Origin of the sequence: Rhodococcus sp. IEGM 1241 (assembly GCF_033142365.1) — a bacterium.
GTDB classification, from domain to species: domain Bacteria; phylum Actinomycetota; class Actinomycetes; order Mycobacteriales; family Mycobacteriaceae; genus Rhodococcus_F; species Rhodococcus_F erythropolis.
On the sequence record NZ_JAWLSE010000001.1, the window covers coordinates 942058 to 963090 of the forward strand.

Consider the following 21033-nt stretch of genomic DNA (forward strand, 5'->3'; position numbering starts at 1 on the left):
CAGCCATGAATGCCATAGGAGAAACAGCGATGGATCTGAGGGAATCGCCCGAGCAGCAGGAGCTCCGCAAGGAGTTGCGCGCGTACTTCGCGGCGCTGCTGCCGGAAGAGAAGCGTCGCGCGGCCGGCGAGCAAGGTGTGGGCGGCGAGTACTTCCGCGAGATCGTGAAGTTGCTGGGTAAGGACGGCTGGCTCGGCATCGGTTGGCCCAAGGAATTCGGTGGACAGGGCCGCTCCATCGAAGAACAGTTCGTGTTCTTCGACGAGGTTCAGCGCGCGGGACTGCCGTTCCCCTTCGTGACGGTCAATACCGTCGGGCCGACGTTGATGAAGTACGGCACCGAAGAGCAGAAGGAACGATTCCTGCCCGGCATTCTTGCCGGCGACATCGTCTTCGCCATCGGCTACACCGAGCCCGAGGCCGGCACCGACCTCGCATCACTCAAGACTCGTGCGGTTCTCGACGGTGACGAGTGGATCGTCGACGGCAACAAGATCTTCACCAGTGGCGCAAACACCGCCGACTACGTGTGGCTGGCCTGCCGCACCGACGCGGACGCCCCCAAGCACAAGGGCATCTCGATCCTGATCGTCCCCACGGAGGACGCAGGCTTCGAGTGGTCACCGATCAACACCGTCGGCGGTTTGATGGTGACGTCCACGTACTACTCCGGCATTCGTGTTCCGTCGAAGGACGTTGTCGGCGAGGTCAACGGCGGCTGGCAGCTCATCACCGCTCAGCTCAATCACGAACGAATCGGCTTGGCGGCCATCGGTGGTCGCACGTACGGTCTGTGGAACCTGGTTCTGGACTGGGCCAAGGAAAACGGCGCCATCAACATCCCGTGGGTGCAGCAGGACTTCGCTCGTACACACGCCAAGCTCGAGGCCATGCGACTGCTGAACTGGAAGATGACGGCAGCCGTCGCACAGGACACGCTCTCCGGAGCCGACGCCGGCGCTACCAAGACGTACGGGACCGAGACTCACGTCGACGTCTACCGCACCCTGCTCGGAATTCTCGGCTCCGCCGGACGCATCCGCCCCGAGTCTCCGGGCGCTTTGCTTGCCGGTCAGATCGAGCAGATCTCCCGTCAGGGTGTTGTCAATACCTTCGGCGGCGGCGTCAACGAGGTTCTGCGTGACATGGTCGGCACCATCGGCTTGGGACTCGTTCGCGAAAAGAGGGTCAAGTGAGCGACATTTCGGCGCAACTCGACGCTTTTGTCGGCCAGACGCTTGTTCCCACCACCTGGGGACCCGACGAGGTCAACATCCCCATGATCCGGCATTGGGCCGAGACCATGGGCGATACCAACCCCGTCTACCTCGACGACGAAGCTGCCCGCGCCACCGGCCGTGACGGCGTCGTCGCTCCCGCTCAGATGCTTCAGGTTTGGATCATGCGGACGTTCACCGACAAGATGGCGGGCAACGACCCGTCACAGGTGTGGACCGATCTGATCGCCACCCTCGACGCTGCGGGCTACAGTTCCGTCGTCGCCACCGATTCCGATCAGGAGTTCTTCGCCGAACTGCGCCCAGGAGATCGCGTGAACTACACCGAGGTCATCGAGTCGATTTCGCCGGAGAAGAAGACCGGACTCGGTGTCGGACACTTTGTCACGACGCTCAAGACCTACCGCAACGGCGACGACGAGGTTGTCGGCACGCAGCGGTGGCGGACACTGCGGTTCAAGCCTCAGGAAGCTGCTGCACCGGAGGCGCCGCGCGCTCTGCGTCCGCGTCCGGCTCTCAACGCGGACAACGCTTTCTGGTTCGAAGCCGCCAAGGAGCACCGTCTGGTGATCCAGCGCTGCACGTCCTGCAAGACGCTGCGTCATCCCACCGGCCCGATGTGCGGGGAGTGCCAGTCACTCGAGTGGGACACGATCGACGCGTCGGGGCGCGGCACGGTGTACAGCTTCGTGGTCAATCATCATCCCAAGATCGACGCGTTCGACTACCCGCTCGTCGTTGCGGTAATCGAACTCGAAGAGGGAACACGATTGATCGCCAACATGGTGGGTATCGCGCCCGAAGATGTCGTGGTCGACATGCCCGTGGAACTTGACTGGATCGACGCCGACCCGGATCTGACGCTTCCCGCGTTCCGGCCGGCCGTACGCGAGGAGCACTGATGGACTTCAATTTCAGCGAAGAGCAGGACGCGATTCGCTCACTGGCCGACGAGGTCTTCACCAGCAAGGCAACGATCGAGCGCACCAAGGAGATCGAACTCTCCGCCGAGCGCGTCGACCGTGAACTGTGGCGAGAACTCGCGACCACCGGCCTGCTCGGTATCGCCCTGCCCGAGGAGTTCGGCGGCGGCGGACTCGGCTTGTCCGAGCTGTACGCACTGCTGGAGGAGCAGGGCCGTCACGTTGCGGCCGTGCCGATCTGGGAAACGACCCTTGCGGCATTGGCTGTCAATGAATTCGGTTCCGATTCCCTTCGTGCCGAGCTCCTTCCGAGTGTTGCCGACGGCAGTCGATTCCTGACCGTCGGTCTCGAAGAGTTCGGTCCGTACACGGGCGGCGACCCACTGACCACGGCCGAGCAGGACGCCGACGGCAACTGGACCGTGACGGGTGAGAAGGCAGTAGTGCCGATGACTCACGTCGCAAACCTTGCTCTCGTTTCGGCAACCGCTTCCACCGGTACGGCACTGCTGCTTGTGGATCTGAGCGCCGAAGGAGTGACGCTCGAACAGACGCAGTCCACCAACTGGGAGATCTGTGCCAACGTCACCTTTGCCGGTGCCCCCGCGCAGCTGATCGGTGCGGCCGATGGTACGACGGTTCCGTGGCTGATCGACCGAGTTGAACTGGCGTTGGCAGCAATTCAATGGGGTGTCGGCTCGGGTGCAGTCGCACAGGCTGTCACGTACCTGAACGGCCGCAAGCAGTTCGGCCGTCCGCTGGCGACCTTCCAGGCCGTCAATCATCAACTCGCTGACTGCTACATCGATCTCGAAGCGATGAGGGTGACACTGTGGCAGGCCGCCTGGCGTATCTCCGAGGGATTGGATCTCGGCACCTCGGTACTGGTCGCCAAGTGGTGGGCAACCGACGGCGGACAGCGCGTCGTGCATCGCACCACGCATGTTCACGGCGGTATGGGCGTCGACACCGACTACCCGGTTCACCGTCACCTCTTGTGGGGCAAGCAGATTGCTGCCACCCTCGGCGGTTCCAGCTCCGATCTCGCGCGTCTGGGTGCGCAGCTCGCATCCGGTGTGGAGGTGCTCGCATGACCGTTCTTGCCGGTCGTAGCTACGCAGACGTCGTTGTCGGAGAGGCATTGCCCGAGTTGGCGATCCCGTTGACCCGTACGTTGATCGTCGCCACCGCAATCGCCACTCGCGATTTTCAGGACGTGCACCACGATCCGAGCCTGGCCCAGGAGCGCGGATCCAAGGATGTCTTCATGAACATCCTCACGAGCAACGGTCTTGTCGGTCGATACGTCACGGACTGGGCCGGATCTGCATCGACCTTGCGCCGCATCGCCATTCGTCTCGGGGCGCCCAACTACCCGGGTGACACCATGACGATGACCGGTGAGGTCGTGTCCAAGGAAGATGGAGTGGTCGTGGTCAAGGTGCAGGGTGCAAACAGCCTCGGCAACCATGCATCCGGCACCGTCGCAGTCGCTTTCAAGGAAGAGGAGAGGCTCTGATGGCGATCAGCCCACTCTCGGGAGCCGCCGCCATCGTCGGCATCGGATCCACCGAGTTCTCCAAGAACTCCGGCCGCACCGAACTGCAGTTGGCGTGTGAGGCCATCGTCGCGGCACTCGCTGACGCCGGTATCGATCCGTCCGAGGTCGACGGTCTGTCCACCTACACGTCGGAGACAAACGGCGAAGCCATTGTGGCTCGCAACTGTGGCCTCGGCGAGCTGAAGTTCTTCTCGCGCATTCACTACGGCGGCGGCGCCGCGTGTGCCACCGTGCAGCAGGCGGCCATGGCAGTTGCGACGGGTGTTGCCGACGTCGTGGTTTGTTACCGCGCCTTCAACGAGCGCTCCGGTGTGCGCTACGGCCTTGGGCAGCACGATCGCCCCATGGACAGCACCGCGGATCGCGCGGCATATGCGTGGATGACTCCGCAGGGATTGTCGACTCCCGCTCAGTGGGTCGCCATGTTCGCCCGCCGCTACATGCACCAGTACGGTGCGACGAGTGAGGACTTCGGACGAGTTGCAGTGGTGGCGCGCAAGCATGCCGCCAACAACCCGGCTGCCTGGTTCTACGAGCGTCCGATCACACTCGAAGACCATCAGAACTCGCGCTGGATCGCCGAGCCTCTGCACTTGCTCGACTGCTGCCAGGAAACCGACGGCGGCCAGGCATTGGTCATCGTCTCTGCCGAGCGTGCAAAGGATCTGGCCAACAAGCCCGTCATCATCAAGGGCGCCGCTCAGGGCAGTAGCAAGGATCAGCACATGATGACCAGCTACTACCGTCCTGACATCTCGGGTATCCCGGAGATGGGCCTGGTTGCTCGTCAGTTGTACGGCCAGAGCGGCCTGACCCCTGATGACATCAACGCCGCGATTCTGTACGACCACTTCACCCCGTTGGTGCTTCCGCAGCTCGAAGAACTGGGCTTCTGCAAGCCAGGCGAAGCCAAGGACTTCATTCGCGAAGGCAACCTCGAGATCGGTGGACGCTTGCCGTCCAACACTCACGGTGGTCAGGTCGGCGAGGCATACCTGCACGGCGTCAACGGAATTGCCGAAGGTGTGCGACTGGTCCGAGGAACGTCGACCAATCAGCCCGATGGCGTCGAAAACGTCTTGGTCACAGCCGGAACGGCAGTGCCCACCAGCGGTCTCGTTCTGGGCGCTGTTTAAGAGAGGAAATGACAGTGACAACTTCGGAAGCTGCGAAGACCGCCGGCGATTGGCGCGGAGCCGATCTCGGCACCCGCACCGTGGCGTACACCGAGCGCGACGCGATCTTGTACGCACTCGCCGTGGGCGCCAAGTCAACCGAGCTGGACCTCGTCTTCGAGGATCAGCTTCGGGTACTGCCGACTTTTGCTCTGACGCTGGCACAGTGGGCTCCCGACGCTCTGGGCTCGGCGGGCGCCTTCGACACCTCGACGGCACTGCACGGCTCGCAAGAGTTGAAAGTGCTTGCTCCGCTTCCGCGTAGCGGTGAGGTGACGTTGAAGGCTTCGGTCGGCGAGGTGTGGGACAAGGGCGCAGCAGCGGTGTTCGAAGTGAAGGTGGAATGCGAATACTTCGTCGCGACCTGGTCACTTTTTGCTCCCGGTGCCGGTGGATTCGGCGGAGAACGTGGACCCTCACGTCCGGCGGAGCCGACCGGTGAGCCTTCGCTGACCGGTGTGCTGACCACAGCGGAGAACCAGACGGCGATGTACCGGCTCCTGGGCGACAAACACCACATCCACATCGATCCCGAGGCTGCGGCGCGGATCAACCAGCCGCGTCCGATCATGCACGGGCTGTGCACGTTGGCAGCCAGCACACTCGAGCTTGCTCGGGTCGCCGGAGTGCATCCGGCTGATCTTGTCAGTCTCGAAGGTCGATTCGCTGCGGCGATCCATCCGGGTGAGTCGCCGTCCATCATTGCGTGGGGAACTCCCGACGACTTGGCTTTCCAGGTCACCAAGGGTGATCAGGTAGCGATTTCCGGTGCACGAGTGAGCTTCTCCGCTCACTAGTCCCTCCAGACTCAACTGCGGGGTGCTTGACCCCTTGTCGCGCCCCGCAGTTGTTTGCACGAAGAAGCAGCCCCTGAGCGATTCGCTCAGGGGCTGCTCTGTGCTTGTGTTCAGTCCTGATGGGTCGCCATGTAGCGAGCCGGGTACTCACCGCCGCCGTGAACGGCGATGTCGGCGCCGTTGACGTACGAGGAGAGTGGGCTCGCCAGGAACAGGCAGGAGTTTGCGATATCGGCCGGGACGGCCATGCGCTCCATCGGAATGGTCCTGGTGACCGCCGCGCCGCCGTCGGCGCCGTAGACCTCGGCGGCAGCCTCGGTACGGATCAGGCCGGTGGTGATGTGGTTGATCCGGACCTTCGGCGCCCATTCGAGGGCCAATGCCTTGGTCAGAACGAGGAGGCCGGCCTTGGCTGCGCTGTACGCCGCGGTTCCGGGCTGCGGATCGATTGCCGAGACACTGCCGATGTTGATGATGGCACCGCCGCCGTCCTGAGTCTGCATCACTGCGTTGGCGGCCTGGGCAACGTTGAAGGGTGCCAACAGGTTCAGGGCCACGATCTTCTCGACGAAGCGGGGTGACACCGTCGCAGCATCGGCATCGGGGGAGCCGCCGGCGTTGTTGACCAGGACGTCCAGACGGCCGAAGCGCTCGACGGCATCCTGGACGAGGGCTGCGGCGTCGGCGGGATCGCGGACGTCCGTGGCGCGAAAGGCTGCGCTACGGCCGTCGGCGGTGGGTAGGTTTTCGGGCTCGTTACGGCCACAGACCAGCACGTTTGCACCCGCGGCGAGGAAGGTTTCGGCGATGACGTAGCCGATGCCTTTGGTGCCGCCGGTGACGATCACCGAGCGTCCGCTGAAATCGACGGGGTTGGGCAGTGTCACGGTGGAGCCTTCCTGGTGCGGTGCCGAGCTGAATTGCCGCCCAATGTGATTGACGTGACGTGGTCGCACACCTTAGGGTCAAGCAAGTGCTTGGTTGTTTTGTAGGTCGAGTGTAGACGACAAACGGCGGCAGTCACCAGAATCGACCGGTCCTTCCCGCAAAGGGACCTCTGCGTCGACAGACATTGGAGTAGTCACATGGGCAAGCTCGAAGGCAAAGTTGCACTCATCACGGGTGCGGGTCAGGGAATCGGGCAGGGGATTGCCCTGGCCTTGGCCAAAGAGGGCGCCGTGATCGCCGTTGCCGGTCGCACCGAATCCAAGTTGCACACCACCTGCGGACTACTCGCTGACATCGGTGCGCGCGGTGAGGCCGTGGTTTGTGACGTCAGCAAGAAGGACGACATCACGGCGGCCGTGGACCGAACCGTCGAACTGTTCGGCGGAATCGACATCCTGGTCAACAACGCCAACGACTGCAAGCCCGGCCCGCTCTTGAGCGTGCTGGACGAAGACTTCGAGCGTTCTTTCGCGACGGGCCCACTCGCCACCCTGCGCATGATGCAGGCGTCGTACCCGCACATGAACAGTCGTGGCGGTGGCGTCATCATCAACATGGTCACCTCGGCAGCCGTGCGCTGGGATGCGAGTAACTACGGCGCTTACGGTTCCATCAAGGAAGGCATGCGCTCGTTGACCCGCGCTGCCGCCTGCGAATGGGGCAAGGACAACATCCGCGTTCTCAACGTCGCCCCGCACGCCAAGACCCCCGCGTTGCAGTGGTGGATGGACAAGAATCCGGAAGAGGCGGCGGCTTTTGTCGCGGGTATCCCGCTGGGACGCGTCGGAGATCCCGAGACCGACATCGGTCGTGCCGTCGTCTTCCTCGTCAGTGAAGACGCCGGTTACCTGACGGGTGCCACGATCCCGCTCGACGGCGGTCAGTCGCGCTGGGGCTGACCGCCATCGACCCGATCAGGTCATCACGGCGCCGCCGTCGACGGCAATCGTCTGCCCGGTGACGTTGCGAGCCTTGTCGCTGAGCAAGAACGCGACCATCTCGGCGATATCTCCGGGCGTCTGGGCTCGACCCATCGGAACCATTTGGGCAACAAAAGAATCGAAGACATCAGCATCGGAAACGCCCGCTAGTGCAGCATCGCGCCGACGCAGTTCCTTGATGGTTCGCAGCCACATGTCGGTGAGGATCAGCCCGGGCATGACCGTGTTCGAACGGAGCCCTCGAGTCGCGCCGATCCGGGCGACGCTGTGACTCATCTCGATCACGGCGGCCTTCGACGGTCCGTAGTGCGCGAGCATGTCACCGCCCAAGCGGGCACCGATCGACGCAATGTTGACGATCGCTGCCGGACCTTCGGTTCTACTGACGAATTCGCGGCACATCAGAAAGCTGCCCTTGGTGTTCACTGCAAAGGTGTTGTCCCACTGGTCTTCGGTGATCTCGAGGAACGGCGTGAAGACGCCGATGCCGGCACCGTTGACGAGCGCAGTCGGACTTCCGACCGACGCAGCCACGTCGAACGCGTTCTTGACGTCGCCTTCACGTCGAACGTCGCATCGTGCCGTGTGGACTGCTACGCCAAGGCTTTCCAGGCGTGCTGCGGTGTCGGCGAGTGCAGCCTCTTCGATGTCGAGTAGAAGCAGGGTGCCGAAGTCCTCGGCAAGCCGCTCGGCAATAGCGGCGCCCAACCCGGCCGCTGCGCCCGTGACAATGGCTACGGGCGCGCTCACGGCAGGTGCGTTTCGAGCAGTGGGGCAAGCAGTTCGGCTGCGCGCGCTGCCGTGATGACCTCGCTCGGATCCACCTTGGTGACGACTTTCGAAGCAGAATCTTCGTAGACGTGCTCACCGATGAGTCGGCCCTGCTCGTCGTACGGCCAGACGAATGCCAAGGTCCGACGCACGAGATACCAACCGTCGGAGTCGATGCCCGACGACTGTTCGGGGGCTGCGGACGTGGATCCGCCCGATTCGTGCACCGCGCCGAACACCCCGTCTCCGAGGATCGATCCAGGAACGAATTGACTGAAGAGTGTCTCACCCGAGAACCCGCTGTCCGATACCGCGAAGTCGGACTTCCCGGTCCGTGTCCGTCTCGGCGAGTGACTGGTAGAAGTTGGTGACGGCGTCCATGCCGTCGAGGACAATCGACTGGCCGTCTTCGAACAACCGGTAGACGGGTTCTTCGACGGTCATGTCCGGCGAGAGGATTTCCTTGTAGCGACCGGAGACCTCAAGCAAGGCGTGGCGTCGGTAGTTACGGAGGATCTTCTGGTGCCGCGGATTGTCGATGGTTTCCAATTGCTTTTCGACGCCATCCATCATGTGGACGAATTCGTGCTCGTACTTGCTCATCACATCTCCTGGTTTCGCAGATTCGGCGGGCTGTCCGGATCTGCGACAACTGTGACCTGGCGAGGCATTCGCTGTACATGTAGATCTTCGTTCGAGAATTGCCAGTTTGCTTAACTCCGCTGTTCAGATACCGTGATGGTCGTCACTTTAAGTCGAGCGGCGGGCCGAAAACAACCGAATGGACGGTAATGAAGAAGGCGAGAAGAGGCGAAGATCTGAATCTGCGTTTGGTGTCCTCGTTGCTCGTCGTCGTGGCGGAAGGGCACTTCGGGCGAGCGGCAGACCGGCTGTTCGTCACCGCGCCCGCCCTCAGTCAGCAGATTCGACGACTCGAGGAGCAGGTGGGAGTCGAGTTGGTCGATCGCAGTTCGCATCCGGTGGTGCTCACCGCCGCGGGTGAGGTGTTCGTCGCGGATGCGCGGCCCGCTCTCGAGTTTGCCGTTCGCGCGATGAACGGTCTCGACGCACTCGAGCGTCGGCGGGCCAGGCGGTTGCGGATCGGATTCATCAACGGGGCTGCCGGGAGTTTGGGGCGTGCGGTGATCGATTCGTTGCACGCGGAGGTGGAGCTCGTCCAGTTGGATTGGTCCCAACAGGTTTCGGCGGTGGCGAGCGCGACCGTCGACGCGGCATTCGTGCGACCGCCACTGCCGGTGCTCGACGGTGTGGTGCTCGAACGGATAGGCGTCGAACCGCGGGTGGTGGCTCTGCCTCGAGGGCACCAACTGGCGGGCCGTACGAGCATCGAGATTTCTGAAATAGATGGGATGGTGCAGGTTTCGAGTGACGGTGCACCACTCGAATGGGTGAAATGGTGGTCGGTGGACCCGCGCCCGAGTGGTGTACCCGTCCGGTACGGTCCCTCGGTCCGCACGATGGACGAAGCACTCGAGGTTGTCGCCAACGGTCGGGCGGTGGTGATAACGGCAGCAACCATTGCCGAGTACTACACCCGCTCGGATATCAGTTTCGTGCGCATTTCCGACATCGAGCAGTGTTCGATCGATCTGTGTACCCGCGAGGGCGACAGCAGTCCGGCAGTGATCGAGCTACGCAAAGCTGTTTCAGCCCTCGGTGCCGCCAGGTGATTGCCGTGTCCTGATGTGATGCGCATGTACTCGGATGAAATACGCATTCTTGCCGTCTTCGTTTTAGTCAGTTAGACTAAAACCATGAAAACGATCAGCACGGCACTTGAAATCGTCGAGGCAGCACGAGTTTCGGCCGATGTGTTCGGGGGAGACTCCAGCGATCTCGACACCCGTCGCGCTGCGAAGCGTCGTTTTCATCGGCTCGCCTCCGCCATTCATCCGGACCGGGCGAAGCCCGAAGATCGGGTGCGATACTCGGCCGCAACATCTCGGTTGAACGAGCTATACCGCAGTTGGGCAGCGGAGTTCGAGCCGGCAGATTCTCGACCCGTTTATGTAGGCGAGCGGGGCGAGTACACGTTGGGTGGACTGGTAGCGCGCGGCTCGGTCGCTAACCTGTACCGGTCCGATGCCGGTGTCGTACTGAAGATTCCGCGAAACCCTCGGGCGAACTCGATGATCGAGGCCGAACGGAATGTGTTGACGGACATCGAGAATTCGTGCGAAGCCGGTTGGGCAGTCTCGTACTTCCCGCGATTGATCGATCGAATCACCCATGTGGGCAGCGGCACGAGACGTCAGATCGATGTGTTGGACGATCTGACCGAAGGTTTTGTGAGTCTCGCCGACGTCCGTGAGGCGTATCCAGGTGGCCTCGATCCACGGGACTGGGCGTGGATGCACCGACGGCTACTTCGGGCTCTGGCAGCAGCGCATGCGACTGGTTGGGTGCACACCGCGATTACCGCGGAGAACGTGCTGATCGAGCCTGATCGGCACGGGGTGGTGCTGGCCGGCTGGTCCTTTGCCACCCGTACGGGCAGCCGCCCGGTGGCGACGATCGGTTCCGATCGTGATTCGTACCCACCGGAACTCGGCGAAGGAGCGTCTCCGGCCTGGGACGTCTACATGGCTCATCATTTGATGCTCCGAATGCTGGGCGAGCAGACCCACGAACGGATGAAGGCGTTTGCCGACGGCTGCATGCAGGACAACCCGAGATTGCGTCCCGACGCGGTCGACCTACTTGGCGAGTTCGACGAACTCCTCGATCTTCTCTATGGCCAGCGGACATTTCGTCCGTTCGCCGTTCCATCCACGAAAGGACAGTGATTGTCATGGGCTACGGATACTGGGACGACAACACCTATCTGGCGGGCAAGACTTTTCGTGCCGCACGCGGTGTCGACGATTTCGGTTACACCGATTCGCTTCGGTCGCGTCCGCGAAGCAGTTGGAAAGCGGACCCGACCCTCGACCCCTTCGGCGTCGACAAGCGTGAATGCCGAGACTCGGACGGGCACCCCGATTCTCTCCCGATAGCGGTGCTTTTCGATGTCACCGGCTCGATGGGCGCTGTTCCTCGAATCATGCAGGACAAGCTCGGAAAGCTGCACGGGCTGCTGCAACGCAAGGGATATGCGGATGATCCGCAGATTCTGTTCGGTGGTATCGGCGACGCCGATTCCGATCAGGTGCCACTACAAGTCGGCCAGTTCGAGTCGGGTAACGCGATGGACGTGCAGCTTCGGACGATCTTCCTCGAGGGCAACGGTGGTGGTCAGAAGTCGGAAAGCTATGAATTGGCCGCATATTTCATGGCACGTCACACCAGTACGGATGCCTGGGAGAAGCGCGGAAGGAAAGGCTACCTCTTCATCATCGGCGACGAGCTGAACAAGCCGCGGCTCTCGGCTCGTCACATCCGTTCGGTGATCGGGGACAAGGTACGTCAGGACGTGTCGGTGCCGTCGATCTACCGTGAACTCGAAGAAAGATGGAACGTCTACTTCGTTCTGCCGGATCAGTCGTCGTACTTCAACGATCCGGAAATCGCGGATCACTGGAAGACGTTGCTCGGTGAACGCTTCGTCAAACTCGACGATCCCGCCGCGGTGTGCGAACTGATCGCGCTGACGGTCGGAATCGGCGAGGACCGCATCGACCTGCGTGACGGACTGGCGGATCTCCGCGACATCGGTTCAAGAGCTGAAGCCGAGACTGTCGGAAAGGCTCTCGCCCTGATTCCAGGGCGCAGCACCGCGACGGTGGCCGGGTTGCCTCGCGATCTCGGAACCGGCACGGACGATGTCGATTTCGCCTAGAAGGAGAACATGATGGAGCCGTTCGAAGACCGCGATATCGTCGTCGTAGACCTCGGGTTCGGAGATGCAGGGAAGGGGGCAACCGTCGATTGGCTTTGCTCCGATCGAGCCGATCTGAATGTGGCCGCAGTGGTCCGCTTCAACGGTGGGGCACAGGCAGCGCACAACGTGACGGTCGGCGAGCGCCACCACACGTTTTCGCAGTTCGGCTCGGGAACGCTGTCCGGCGTCCCGACGTTTCTCTCGAGATTCGTGTTGGTCGAACCCATCGCGCTCGCACGGGAAGCGCGTGCACTGGAAGCGCTCGGAGTTCGAAATCCGTTCGATCTGATACGGATCGACGCGCGCGCATTGTTGACGACACCGATCCACGTGGCCGCCAACAGGGCCCGCGAGGATGCTCGCGGCGGTAACCGACACGGCTCGTGTGGCAAGGGGATCGGTGAGACCGCGGCGTATGCGCTCGAAGTTGCGAGTGCGCCTACGGTGGGAGACTGCCGGCGACCTGATTCCTTGCGTCGTAAGTTGTCGGCGTTGGCCACATTCTACGGACCGTTGATCGCGGAGAGTCGCCACGGGTTTCCGCCGATCGACGACATGGTCGACATGTACGCCGAATTCGGTGCCGTCGTGGACATCTCCGGCCCGGATGCGCTGGGCGCGTTGGGTGCCGGTGGTCGTCTGGTGTTCGAGGGGGCACAAGGTGTCCTTCTCGACGAATGGCGGGGGTTTCACCCACACACCACGTGGTCGACGGTCGAGCCGTCCAACGCGCGAGCGATGATCGACGAGTTGGGCCGGGACAGTTACGTACTCGGCGTCACCCGCACGTACATGACACGACACGGAGCTGGGCCGTTCCCGACGGAGGATCCGGAGCTGGCGAAGGTGTTGCCCGAGCTGCACAACGGGACGGGTGAGTATCAAGGCGGATTCCGGACGGGCCACTTCGACGAGTTGTTGTTGCACTACGCAATCGAGGTGAGCGGTGGCGTCGACGGCTTAGCGCTTACTCATCTCGACGCGATGGATCGCGCGCGGGCTGCAGGCATCCCGATCCACGGGGTGCACGCGTACGAAGGATTGCCGTTCGTTCCCGTCGGAGAGTGGAAGGATCTCGATCACCAGCAGGCGCTGACAGATTCCCTGAAAGCCGTAGGGGTCGTGCCGAAGGAACTTCCGGCCGACCCGGAGGATTTCGCCCGGTATCTGAGCGAGGAAATGGGTGCGCCGGTAGTGCTGACCGCGAACGGTGCCGACCGGGTCGATCGTCAGGTGCGATGCCCAGTGCCTGCATGATGGACGGTGTGGACCAGTCACTTGTCTCGATCGATGTCATCGCGCTCCGGTTCGGCAATCCGGAACCCGGGATGTTGCGATTTGCCGTCACTCCGCGGCAAGCGGAGCCGTACACCGGGCAGTTGGCGCTGCCCGGTGTACTGCTGGGCGCCGGTGAGCGGTTGCAGGACGCCGCCAGGCGAGCCGTGACCACCAAGCTCGGAATTCCCGACGAGAAGATCCTCGTCAGCGGTCAATTGACCGTGTTCGACGAACCCAATCGCGACCCCCGCGGTCCGACGCTCTCGGTGACCATGTGGGCAGTGATCTCGTCGGACGAGGTGCCGGGTTCGGCCGAATGGGTGAGCTGGGACAACCTGGGGGACCTTGCGTTCGACCACAATCGGATAGTCGCCGATACCCGCCCGATCCTTGCTGACACCCTGTTGTGGCGAGATCAGGCTTTCACGCATGCACTACTGGGTCCGTCGTTTCCGGCGTCGTACGCGCTGGCCGTGGCGGAGGAGCTTTCCGGTGTGCGTCCGGACCCGGGCAACTTGAACCGGACGCTCAAAGCGTTGCCAGGGCTGGAACGTACGGACGAACGAGTCCGGGTCAGTGCCACCGGGCGACCCGCGGTGGTCTGGGCGTGGACCGAAAACAGCTGACCTACCTCAGAAGTTGCCCCGCGCGGCCTGCTCACGCTCGATCGCTTCGAACAGGGCTTTGAAGTTTCCCAGTCCGAATCCCAGTGAGCCGTGGCGTTCGATGATCTCGAAGAACACGGTGGGACGATCTCCGATCGGCTTGGTGAAGATCTGAAGAAGATAGCCGTCCTCGTCGCGGTCGACGAGGATGCCTCGCTTCTGCAATTCCTCGATCGGAACTCGAACCTCTCCGATACGCGCGCGCAATTCGGGATCCTCGTAATACGAAGCAGGAGTAGAGAGAAACTCGATTCCTTCGTCGACCAGAGCATCGACTGCTCCGAGGATGTCGTTGGTCGCAAGCGCGAGATGCTGAGCGCCGGGACCTTGGTAGAACTCGAGGTACTCGTCGATCTGTGACCGTTTCTTCGCGATGGCAGGTTCGTTGAGTGGGAACTTGACTCGGTGATTGCCGCTCGAGACGACCTTGCTCATCAGCGCGGAGTAGTCGGTGGCTATGTCGCCGCCCACGAACTCGGCCATGTTGGTGAATCCCATGACCCGGTTGTAGAAGTCGACCCACTGGTCCATCTTGCCGAGTTCGACATTGCCGACGACGTGGTCGAGGGCCTGAAAGATTCGCTTGGGCGCGCCGTCACGCTTGCGGTACGACGACGTCCGTTCAACGTATCCGGGAAGGTAAGGGCCGGTGTAGCGGGAACGGTCGACGAGGGTGTGCCGAGTCTCGCCGTACGTCGCGATGCTGGCCAGGCGAACGGTGCCGTGCTCGTCGGTGACGTCGTGCGGTTCGCTCAACACCGTCGCGCCTTGGGTGATGGCGTGTGCGATGCACTTGTCCACGTCAGGGACGCTGAGCGCGATGTCGCGGATACCGTCGCCGTGACGGCTGTGATGTTCGATCAGCGGACTTGCCGGATCCACAGCGCCCTTGACGACAAACCGCACCGCCCCACTCTTGAGTACAAACGCGTGGTGGTCGCGGTTTCCCGTCGACGGGCCTGAATAGGCCACCAATTCCATGCCGAACGCGGACTGGAAGAAATGTGAAGTCTGCGTGGCATTTCCGACGATCCATTCGAGGCCGTCCCAACCGCTCACGGGGAAGGGATCGTGATCGCTGTCGTACTCGACCAAGCCGACCAACTGGCGCAATTGCTCCAGATCCAGGCCGGCCAGCTGTTCGTCGTCGGTGAGAGTCTGTTCGACGGTCATGATGAGTCCCCTCTGAGTGCGATGTACACAGCGCGGTGCTCGAGTTATGTTCGGCACTGCCAGTACAAACAGATAAGTCCTTCAGAGGTTGGGTAGTCAACGGAGGTAGTTGAAAGTAGACACAGCGCCGGAATGCGAAGATGGTGGCACTGTTTTGTAGGCAATTTGCATAGTTGAACGACGAGTGGAGCAGACGTGAATCTCGACGCAGTGGATCTGGCTCTGTTGGACGCGATGAACAAGCACCCGAGAGCCGGTGCGTTGGAGCTTTCGCGTCAGGTCAAGGTTGCGCGGGCGACAGTGCAGGCGAGATTGAAAAGGATGGAAGATGCGGGCGTCATCGCCGGATACGCGCCGCACATCAATTTGGCTGCAGCGGGTTTCGGAGTACAAGCATTCGTGACTTTGCAGATCGCCCAGGGGGCGCTCGACACCGTCACCGCGGAACTCGAGGCAATCCCCGGTGTGCTCGAAGCCTTTGCCACCACAGGCTCCGGCGACGTGCTGTGCCGGATTGCCGCTGCGTCGCACGAGGATTTGCAAGCGACGCTGCTCGAACTGAATCGGTCGGGGATAGCCACCCGGTCGACCAGCGTCATGGTTCTCTCGGTTGTGGTGCCGCTCCGGTCGATGCCCCTACTGCAGACTCTGCAATCGGAGCAGACGACCAAGGCCCCGGCATACCGACGGGGCGGTCAGTCTCGCTGACGACCCGGAGCCCAGAATCCCAGAACGATCGCGGATATCCACATGATCGCGGCGAGCGTGAGTGCTCCTTGATCCATGCCTTTGATGAAGGCTTCACGGGCGAATTCGGCCAACTGGGCACCCTGCGGCCCGGCTGCTTCGGCGACATGGAGAGCGGCGGCCAGAGAACCGGATACCGGTTCCTTGGCGGGTTCGGGCAGCAAGTCGACCGCGGGCTGGACGTGATTGCCATAGCCGGCGGCGAGGATACTTCCCGCCAGTGCAACGCCGATGGCAGAGCCGATCTCCCGGGTTGCGTCGTTGACTGCTGAGGCAACACCCTGTTTGGAGTCTGGTGCGTTGGAGACGATCGCAGCAGTGGCGGGGGTTGTCGACAAGCCCAATCCGATAGCGGCTACTACCAAGGGGACACAGACCTCGGCATAGGTCGAACTGGCGTCCAAGCGCGTCAAGAGTGCAATTCCGGTTCCGAGGAAGGCAACACCGGTGGCGGTGAGAGCGCGAAGGCCGATACGCGGAATCAGTAGGGGCGCAACCACGGACAACGCCATCACCGGCACAGCGATCGGCATGAGGGCGAGCGCCGATTGCAGTGGGGAGTAGTCGAGCACCAGTTGGAGATACTGCACGATCAGGAAGAACAAGCCGAAAGTCGCCAGGAATTGCAGGGTCAGTGACGCTGCGCCGCTGCCGAATGCGCGATTGGCGAACAGTCTCACGTCCAGAAGTGGATGGCGAGTACGTAATTCGACCCAGCTGAATACCGCGGCCATGGCAATTCCGCCGACCAGCAACGCGAGAACTACCGGATCGAGCCAACCACGGGCCGGCGCCTCGATCATCCCCAGGACGAACAGTCCGATCGAGCCGGCGATCAGCGCTGTACCAGGTAGATCGAGTGGAGTTGCCTCCGTGTCCTTCGACGTCACGATCGTGAACGACACCACGAGGATGAGGACCGAGACGACGGCCAGGCTGACGAAAATCGAATGCCAGGACCATTTTTCGAGGAGTAGCCCGGAGACGACGAGTCCGGCGATTGCACCGGACCCTGCGACGCCGGACCAGACTCCGACGGCACGGGCACGCTGCGCCGGCGGGAAACCTGCAGTGAGTAGAGACAGCGTCGCCGGCATGACAAATGCGGCGCCGACGCCGGAGATCACGCGGGAGACGATGATCCACGACGGTTCGTCCGCGAAGACCGGAATCGACGAGCCGGCAGCAAAAACGAGTAGTCCGAACATGAGCAGTTCTCGTCGACCGTATCGATCGCCGAGTGCGCCCGCCGGCAACAAGAGACAAGCCAGCGTGAGCGTGTACCCGTCCACGATCCACGTGAGCTGGCTCTGTGTTGCACCGGTATCGCGGGCCAAGTCGGGAAGGGCCGTGTTGAGAGCTGCCATCGCTGCGACGACCAGCGCGACGGCGCAGCACGCGACCGTCAGCATCCAGATCTGTCGGATGGTCCACGTGGACTGTTCGAGCGTCGTATCGCTACTCACGAAACCTCCCGATGGAAACAAGACCATCAGTATCGTTACAAGAACAGCAGTTCCACAACCCCCAAGTGGGTATAACTGAGGTTGTGACGGCGGGAATCGACAAGCAGGAAATCGACAAGCAGGTCAGCGACGAGGATCCGCGTAAACAGCGTTCCAGGTCCAGGTTGCTCGACGCGGCGACCAAGCTGCTGGCAGAAGGCGGCGTGGACGCGGTGACGATCGATGCTGTCACCAAATTGGCCAACGTCGCACGTGCGACGCTGTATCGGCATTTCGACAGCGGCACGGAGTTACTCGCCGCGGCATTTGCTCGCCTCTTACCGCCGGTGCCCGAGATGTCCGGGGAAGGTGACCTCCGCGCGCAATTGCTCGAGTTGTTGACCAGTCAGGCCAAGGCCATCGAAAGCGCACCGATCCAGGTGACGGCGATGTGCTGGCTCGGCTTGGGGCCGGAGCTGAAGGGCTACTCGAGCGTCGACGCGCTGTCGACGGACAAGCCCGAATTGCGATCGTTGCGCCAGACGGTCTTCGAGCAGTACCGTCACGCGTTCGATCGGATCCTGCGCTCGCCGGATGCGATCGAAGCGTTGGGGGAGTACGACTACGACGTCGCACTTGCTCAGTTGGTCGGACCTTTGGTGCTCACCAAGCTGGCCACGCTGACGCCTCTCGGGGAGGCCGCGTGTGAGCAGATCGTGGACGATTTTCTGGCTGCACGCGGAGTGTCGAACTGACAGCTCACGGCTCCAGATTGCGTCGTAGCACGTACTGCTCGAGGCGGTCGATGCCGCGCACTCGTCGTGGACGAAGGTGTCGCAGTTTGAAATTGGCGTCCGAGCCGAGCTGGGTGGCCAGCTCGGAGTCGATCAGCACGGTGCCGGGGCGAGCGGAGCTGGTCAGGCGCGCGGCCTTGTTGACCACCGAACCGTAGAGATCTCCGAAGCGAACCAACGTCGGACCCATGGCCAGACCTACCCGAAGCTGTGGATCGTCGTGATCGGCGAGGACCGCCTGCTGGATCTGCAAGGCGATCTCGGCGGCGTGATGAGGACTCTCGGCGGCAAACATGACCTCGTCACCGACGGTCTTGACCACCCAGCCGTAGTTGCGTCCGATGATTTCGGTGGACGCGGACTCGAACCGCTCGAGCAGATCGTTGAGTTCGGCGGAGTCGAGTCCGCGAGTCAGCGAGGTGTACCCGACGATGTCGGCGAAACCCACGACCAGAACACGACTCGCGACTTCTTCGCCCGGGTTTCCCACGTTGCGGCCCGTCGACGACGCGACGTGACGCTTCCATACGTACGTCTGCAGAGATTCGACAGCGGGAATGATCTCGGCGCCGAGGCTCAGGACGACATTTCTGATGGCGTCGGGTTCGTGATCCACCGAGTCCGCAAGCTGATCGATGATGTGTGTGCTGATCAGCGATACCTGCCACTCCGCCAACCTCGACATCGACTGTCCGAGAGAACGGGCAGCTGCCACCTCACTGTTCTGCGAGATGACTCCTCGATTGACCATGTCGGTGATGGTCTTGAGGGCGTCGGCGTCTTGCTGCGTGAACATGACCGCGTCGGGATCCTCGTCGACGGCAAAGCCCATCGCCACCCACAGACGATCGGCGCGCTCGCGTGTCACCCCGGCGAAATCCGCGATCTGCGACTGTGTGAAGCAGCGCGGTCCGCCGAGGAGGGACTCCTCGATGTCGGCTTGAATCCGGCTGAGCAGATGAGCATCGACGTCGATCGGCTCAGCAGCGTGAGATTCAGCAGCGTTAGATTCAGCAGGGGCGGGTTCGGTGACCTCGTCGATCCACTCTGACTCCGAACTGCTCACCGTGCTCCTTCTTGCCGCAACGAATTTCTGTCCACCATCTTCCACGCGGTGCCCCGAGAACAGTACTGAATTGGCCGAACCGGCTACGGATCCTCGCGCCCAGGCGGGCGGTGAGAGTCAACACGTCGGTGGCTTGTGCAAGAGTTGCCCCGAGAAAAGCACTGTCGATACTGAAATGCACGAGATACTTCTGAAAGGACCTGCGCATGCCACCCCGTAGACGTTCCGGCGCTGCCGCATCAACGCCGGATCACCTCACTGCGGACAATCTGGCAGCGCTCGCCACGGCTGTCGCCGAAGGCAAGCGCGCCACCGTCTATCTGCGCGAGGCGACTCCCAGCCTGGGGATCGAAGCCGGTACCTCGGCGAAAGTCGTGTCGGTGGACGGCAACACCGTGCTGATTCGTCCCAAGGGCGTCAACGACGAATTGCCTTTCGAGGCAGAGGAATTGCGCATCAACCGCGTCTCCGCGGCACCGGCCAAACCGGCGCCACGGCCCAAACCAGTTGTGGAGTCCGAGCCCCTGATGGAGCCACTCGTAGAGCCTGTTCGACCGAAGCCGCGTGCGCAGCCTGCACCCGCTCCGGTAACGACTACCACTGCTGCCCCTGCCGCGACACCTCGTCCGGCCGTCAAGCGTGCGAAGAAACTGCCGGCCGGAATCAGCGTCACCATCCATGCGGGCGCGGACAACGACTGGAGCGTGACGGTCACACAGGGCGCCAAGCGTCCGGGCAAAGCAGTTCCGGTCGCACCCGATGCGGTCGAGCGAGCTGTCCGCGAGTTGGGTGAGCCCACCGCAATCGAGGCTGTCGAGTCCATTATCGTCGCTGCACGGGACATGGCTGCAGCGCGAGTCGACGAGTTGAGTCGTCAGCTCGAGGAAGCACGCAAGATGCTCGAAGCGCTCGGAGCTACCGACTAGAAACGCTGCGTAGGTCCGCACTTTCCGGGGTATGCGTTTTTTGCAGCGGGGAGATTACCGGCGGAGAGATTGTGATGTTGCAGCGAATTGTTTCGGCTCTGGCAGCGTTGGTCTTGGCACTCGGACTCGGGTTCATCGTCAGCAGCAACGCGGTTGCTGCACCCACGCCCATGGGTGGTGGTTCGGGCATCATCATCGACAATCAGCTGGTCTGCACGTTGACCACTATCGGGCACGACAACGGCGGCAGACTCGTGGGTATCACCGCAGGTCACTGCGGTGGTCCTGGATCGTTCGTGATCCCGGAAAGCAACGAGGACGCAGGCGTGGTCGGCACGTTCGTCGAGTCGAACCCGGACCTGGACTACGGGGTCATCCAGTTCGATCCGGGCAAGGTCACGCCAGTTCGAACGGTGGGCGCGGCAACCATCACCTCGATCGGCGCTCCGGCCAGCTTCCCGGCTACAGCCTGTAAGGAAGGCCGTACGACGGGCACGACCTGCGGCGTCGTCTGGGGAGACCTGAGCGCCGACGCATCCACCTGGACTCAGATCTGCGTCGACCACGGTGATTCGGGAGCCCCGGTCACGGTCGGCACGACGCTGGTCGCGATGGTCAACGCCTACCTCTGGGTACCGTGCCTGGGGCCGGAACTCGGCACCAACATGACCTCCATCGTGGACACGATCAATGCCCACGGAGGCGTCGGCGCCGGGTACCGGCCCATCTAGCGGCGAGCTGGGA

The 21033-nt window shown here is 62.4% G+C and carries 21 protein-coding genes and 1 pseudogene; 16 read left to right on the top strand and 6 right to left on the bottom strand.

Annotated elements, in window-relative coordinates; translation table 11 throughout:
- Nucleotides 1-29 precede the first annotated feature (29 nt).
- Genes R4P70_RS04535 through R4P70_RS04560 form a run of 6 tightly spaced genes read left to right on the top strand, consistent with a single transcriptional unit; the run spans nucleotide 30 to nucleotide 5694 of the window.
- Nucleotides 30-1196: an acyl-CoA dehydrogenase family protein gene (locus R4P70_RS04535; protein WP_020970792.1), complete on the top strand. Its 1167-nt coding sequence runs from the start codon at nucleotides 30-32 to the stop codon at nucleotides 1194-1196.
- Nucleotides 1193-2140: a bifunctional MaoC family dehydratase N-terminal/OB-fold nucleic acid binding domain-containing protein gene (locus R4P70_RS04540; protein WP_317830454.1), complete on the top strand. Its 948-nt coding sequence runs from the start codon at nucleotides 1193-1195 to the stop codon at nucleotides 2138-2140. The genes R4P70_RS04535 and R4P70_RS04540 overlap by 4 nt, the downstream gene beginning before the upstream one ends.
- Nucleotides 2140-3255, top strand: coding sequence for an acyl-CoA dehydrogenase family protein (locus tag R4P70_RS04545; RefSeq protein WP_021345543.1), 1116 nt, complete (start codon nucleotides 2140-2142; stop codon nucleotides 3253-3255). The genes R4P70_RS04540 and R4P70_RS04545 overlap by 1 nt, the downstream gene beginning before the upstream one ends.
- Nucleotides 3252-3680, top strand: a complete 429-nt coding sequence (locus R4P70_RS04550; RefSeq protein ID WP_020909133.1) for a MaoC family dehydratase — start codon at nucleotides 3252-3254, stop codon at nucleotides 3678-3680. The genes R4P70_RS04545 and R4P70_RS04550 overlap by 4 nt, the downstream gene beginning before the upstream one ends.
- Nucleotides 3680-4858: a lipid-transfer protein gene (locus R4P70_RS04555; RefSeq protein ID WP_020909132.1), complete on the top strand. Its 1179-nt coding sequence runs from the start codon at nucleotides 3680-3682 to the stop codon at nucleotides 4856-4858. Before R4P70_RS04550 ends, R4P70_RS04555 begins: the two co-directional genes overlap by 1 nt.
- Before the next feature lie 14 nt (nucleotides 4859-4872).
- A complete protein-coding gene (locus R4P70_RS04560) occupies nucleotides 4873-5694 on the top strand; it encodes a MaoC/PaaZ C-terminal domain-containing protein (RefSeq protein ID WP_020970788.1) in 822 nt (273 codons plus the stop codon).
- 110 nt (nucleotides 5695-5804) lie between these two features.
- Here the strand turns inward: R4P70_RS04560 and R4P70_RS04565 are convergent, their stop codons facing one another.
- The gene (locus tag R4P70_RS04565; RefSeq protein ID WP_317830455.1) at nucleotides 5805-6581 is read right to left on the bottom strand and encodes an SDR family oxidoreductase; all 777 of its coding nucleotides are present in this window, start codon (nucleotides 6579-6581) and stop codon (nucleotides 5805-5807) included.
- A gap of 198 nt (nucleotides 6582-6779) precedes the next feature.
- Between R4P70_RS04565 and R4P70_RS04570 the strand changes: the two genes are divergently transcribed.
- On the top strand, nucleotides 6780-7541 hold the full coding sequence (locus R4P70_RS04570; RefSeq protein ID WP_020909130.1) for an SDR family NAD(P)-dependent oxidoreductase: 762 nt from the start codon (nucleotides 6780-6782) through the stop codon (nucleotides 7539-7541).
- 15 nt (nucleotides 7542-7556) lie between these two features.
- On the opposite strand, the gene R4P70_RS04575 is transcribed toward R4P70_RS04570, so the two are convergent.
- Both R4P70_RS04575 and R4P70_RS04580 read right to left on the bottom strand, forming a co-directional pair.
- Nucleotides 7557-8333, bottom strand: coding sequence for an SDR family NAD(P)-dependent oxidoreductase (locus R4P70_RS04575; protein ID WP_046379285.1), 777 nt, complete (start codon nucleotides 8331-8333; stop codon nucleotides 7557-7559).
- Nucleotides 8330-8957: pseudogene (locus R4P70_RS04580) on the bottom strand (hypothetical protein). The gene R4P70_RS04575 and the pseudogene R4P70_RS04580 overlap by 4 nt, the downstream one beginning before the upstream one ends.
- Before the next feature lie 188 nt (nucleotides 8958-9145).
- Between R4P70_RS04580 and R4P70_RS04585 the strand changes: the two are divergent.
- From R4P70_RS04585 to R4P70_RS04605, 5 genes are all read left to right on the top strand, one after another.
- Nucleotides 9146-10045: a LysR family transcriptional regulator gene (locus R4P70_RS04585; RefSeq protein WP_317830456.1), complete on the top strand. Its 900-nt coding sequence runs from the start codon at nucleotides 9146-9148 to the stop codon at nucleotides 10043-10045.
- An 84-nt stretch (nucleotides 10046-10129) separates the two neighbouring features.
- Nucleotides 10130-11161 (top strand): hypothetical protein, encoded by a 1032-nt coding sequence (locus R4P70_RS04590; RefSeq protein ID WP_134999033.1) that lies wholly within the window; start codon nucleotides 10130-10132, stop codon nucleotides 11159-11161.
- Nucleotides 11162-11166: 5 nt separating this feature from the next.
- Nucleotides 11167-12153: a hypothetical protein gene (locus R4P70_RS04595; RefSeq protein ID WP_317830457.1), complete on the top strand. Its 987-nt coding sequence runs from the start codon at nucleotides 11167-11169 to the stop codon at nucleotides 12151-12153.
- Between the two features lie 9 nt (nucleotides 12154-12162).
- Nucleotides 12163-13452, top strand: a complete 1290-nt coding sequence (locus R4P70_RS04600; RefSeq protein WP_411742456.1) for an adenylosuccinate synthetase — start codon at nucleotides 12163-12165, stop codon at nucleotides 13450-13452.
- Entirely contained in the window at nucleotides 13449-14099 is a 651-nt protein-coding gene (locus tag R4P70_RS04605; protein WP_317830458.1) for an NUDIX domain-containing protein, read from the top strand. Before R4P70_RS04600 ends, R4P70_RS04605 begins: the two co-directional genes overlap by 4 nt.
- 6 nt (nucleotides 14100-14105) lie before the next feature.
- Here R4P70_RS04605 and hppD read toward each other — a convergent pair whose 3' ends face one another.
- Nucleotides 14106-15311, bottom strand: coding sequence for a 4-hydroxyphenylpyruvate dioxygenase (gene hppD, locus R4P70_RS04610; protein ID WP_007732631.1), 1206 nt, complete (start codon nucleotides 15309-15311; stop codon nucleotides 14106-14108).
- A 195-nt stretch (nucleotides 15312-15506) separates the two neighbouring features.
- Between hppD and R4P70_RS04615 the strand changes: the two genes are divergently transcribed.
- Complete coding sequence (locus R4P70_RS04615; RefSeq protein WP_003939810.1) at nucleotides 15507-16019, top strand: Lrp/AsnC family transcriptional regulator; 513 nt, start codon at nucleotides 15507-15509, stop codon at nucleotides 16017-16019.
- Here the strand turns inward: R4P70_RS04615 and R4P70_RS04620 are convergent.
- Nucleotides 16007-17551 carry an MFS transporter gene (locus tag R4P70_RS04620; protein ID WP_317830459.1) on the bottom strand — a complete coding sequence of 515 codons (1545 nt, stop codon included), beginning with the start codon at nucleotides 17549-17551 and terminating at the stop codon, nucleotides 16007-16009. The genes R4P70_RS04615 and R4P70_RS04620 overlap by 13 nt on opposite strands.
- A 56-nt stretch (nucleotides 17552-17607) precedes the next feature.
- Between R4P70_RS04620 and R4P70_RS04625 the strand changes: the two genes are divergently transcribed.
- Complete coding sequence (locus tag R4P70_RS04625) at nucleotides 17608-18258, top strand: TetR/AcrR family transcriptional regulator (RefSeq protein WP_020970779.1); 651 nt, start codon at nucleotides 17608-17610, stop codon at nucleotides 18256-18258.
- Nucleotides 18259-18262: 4 nt separating this feature from the next.
- On the opposite strand, the gene R4P70_RS04630 is transcribed toward R4P70_RS04625, so the two are convergent.
- Nucleotides 18263-19363 carry an adenylate/guanylate cyclase domain-containing protein gene (locus R4P70_RS04630; protein ID WP_020970778.1) on the bottom strand — a complete coding sequence of 367 codons (1101 nt, stop codon included), beginning with the start codon at nucleotides 19361-19363 and terminating at the stop codon, nucleotides 18263-18265.
- 206 nt (nucleotides 19364-19569) lie between these two features.
- Here R4P70_RS04630 and R4P70_RS04635 point away from each other — a divergent pair, with 206 nt between their 5' ends.
- Together R4P70_RS04635 and R4P70_RS04640 are read left to right on the top strand one after the other, a co-directional pair.
- A complete protein-coding gene (locus R4P70_RS04635) occupies nucleotides 19570-20289 on the top strand; it encodes a DUF6319 family protein (RefSeq protein ID WP_021332001.1) in 720 nt (239 codons plus the stop codon).
- Nucleotides 20290-20363: 74 nt separating this feature from the next.
- Nucleotides 20364-21020, top strand: a complete 657-nt coding sequence (locus tag R4P70_RS04640; RefSeq protein WP_007732621.1) for a S1 family peptidase — start codon at nucleotides 20364-20366, stop codon at nucleotides 21018-21020.
- Nucleotides 21021-21033: the final 13 nt, after the last annotated feature.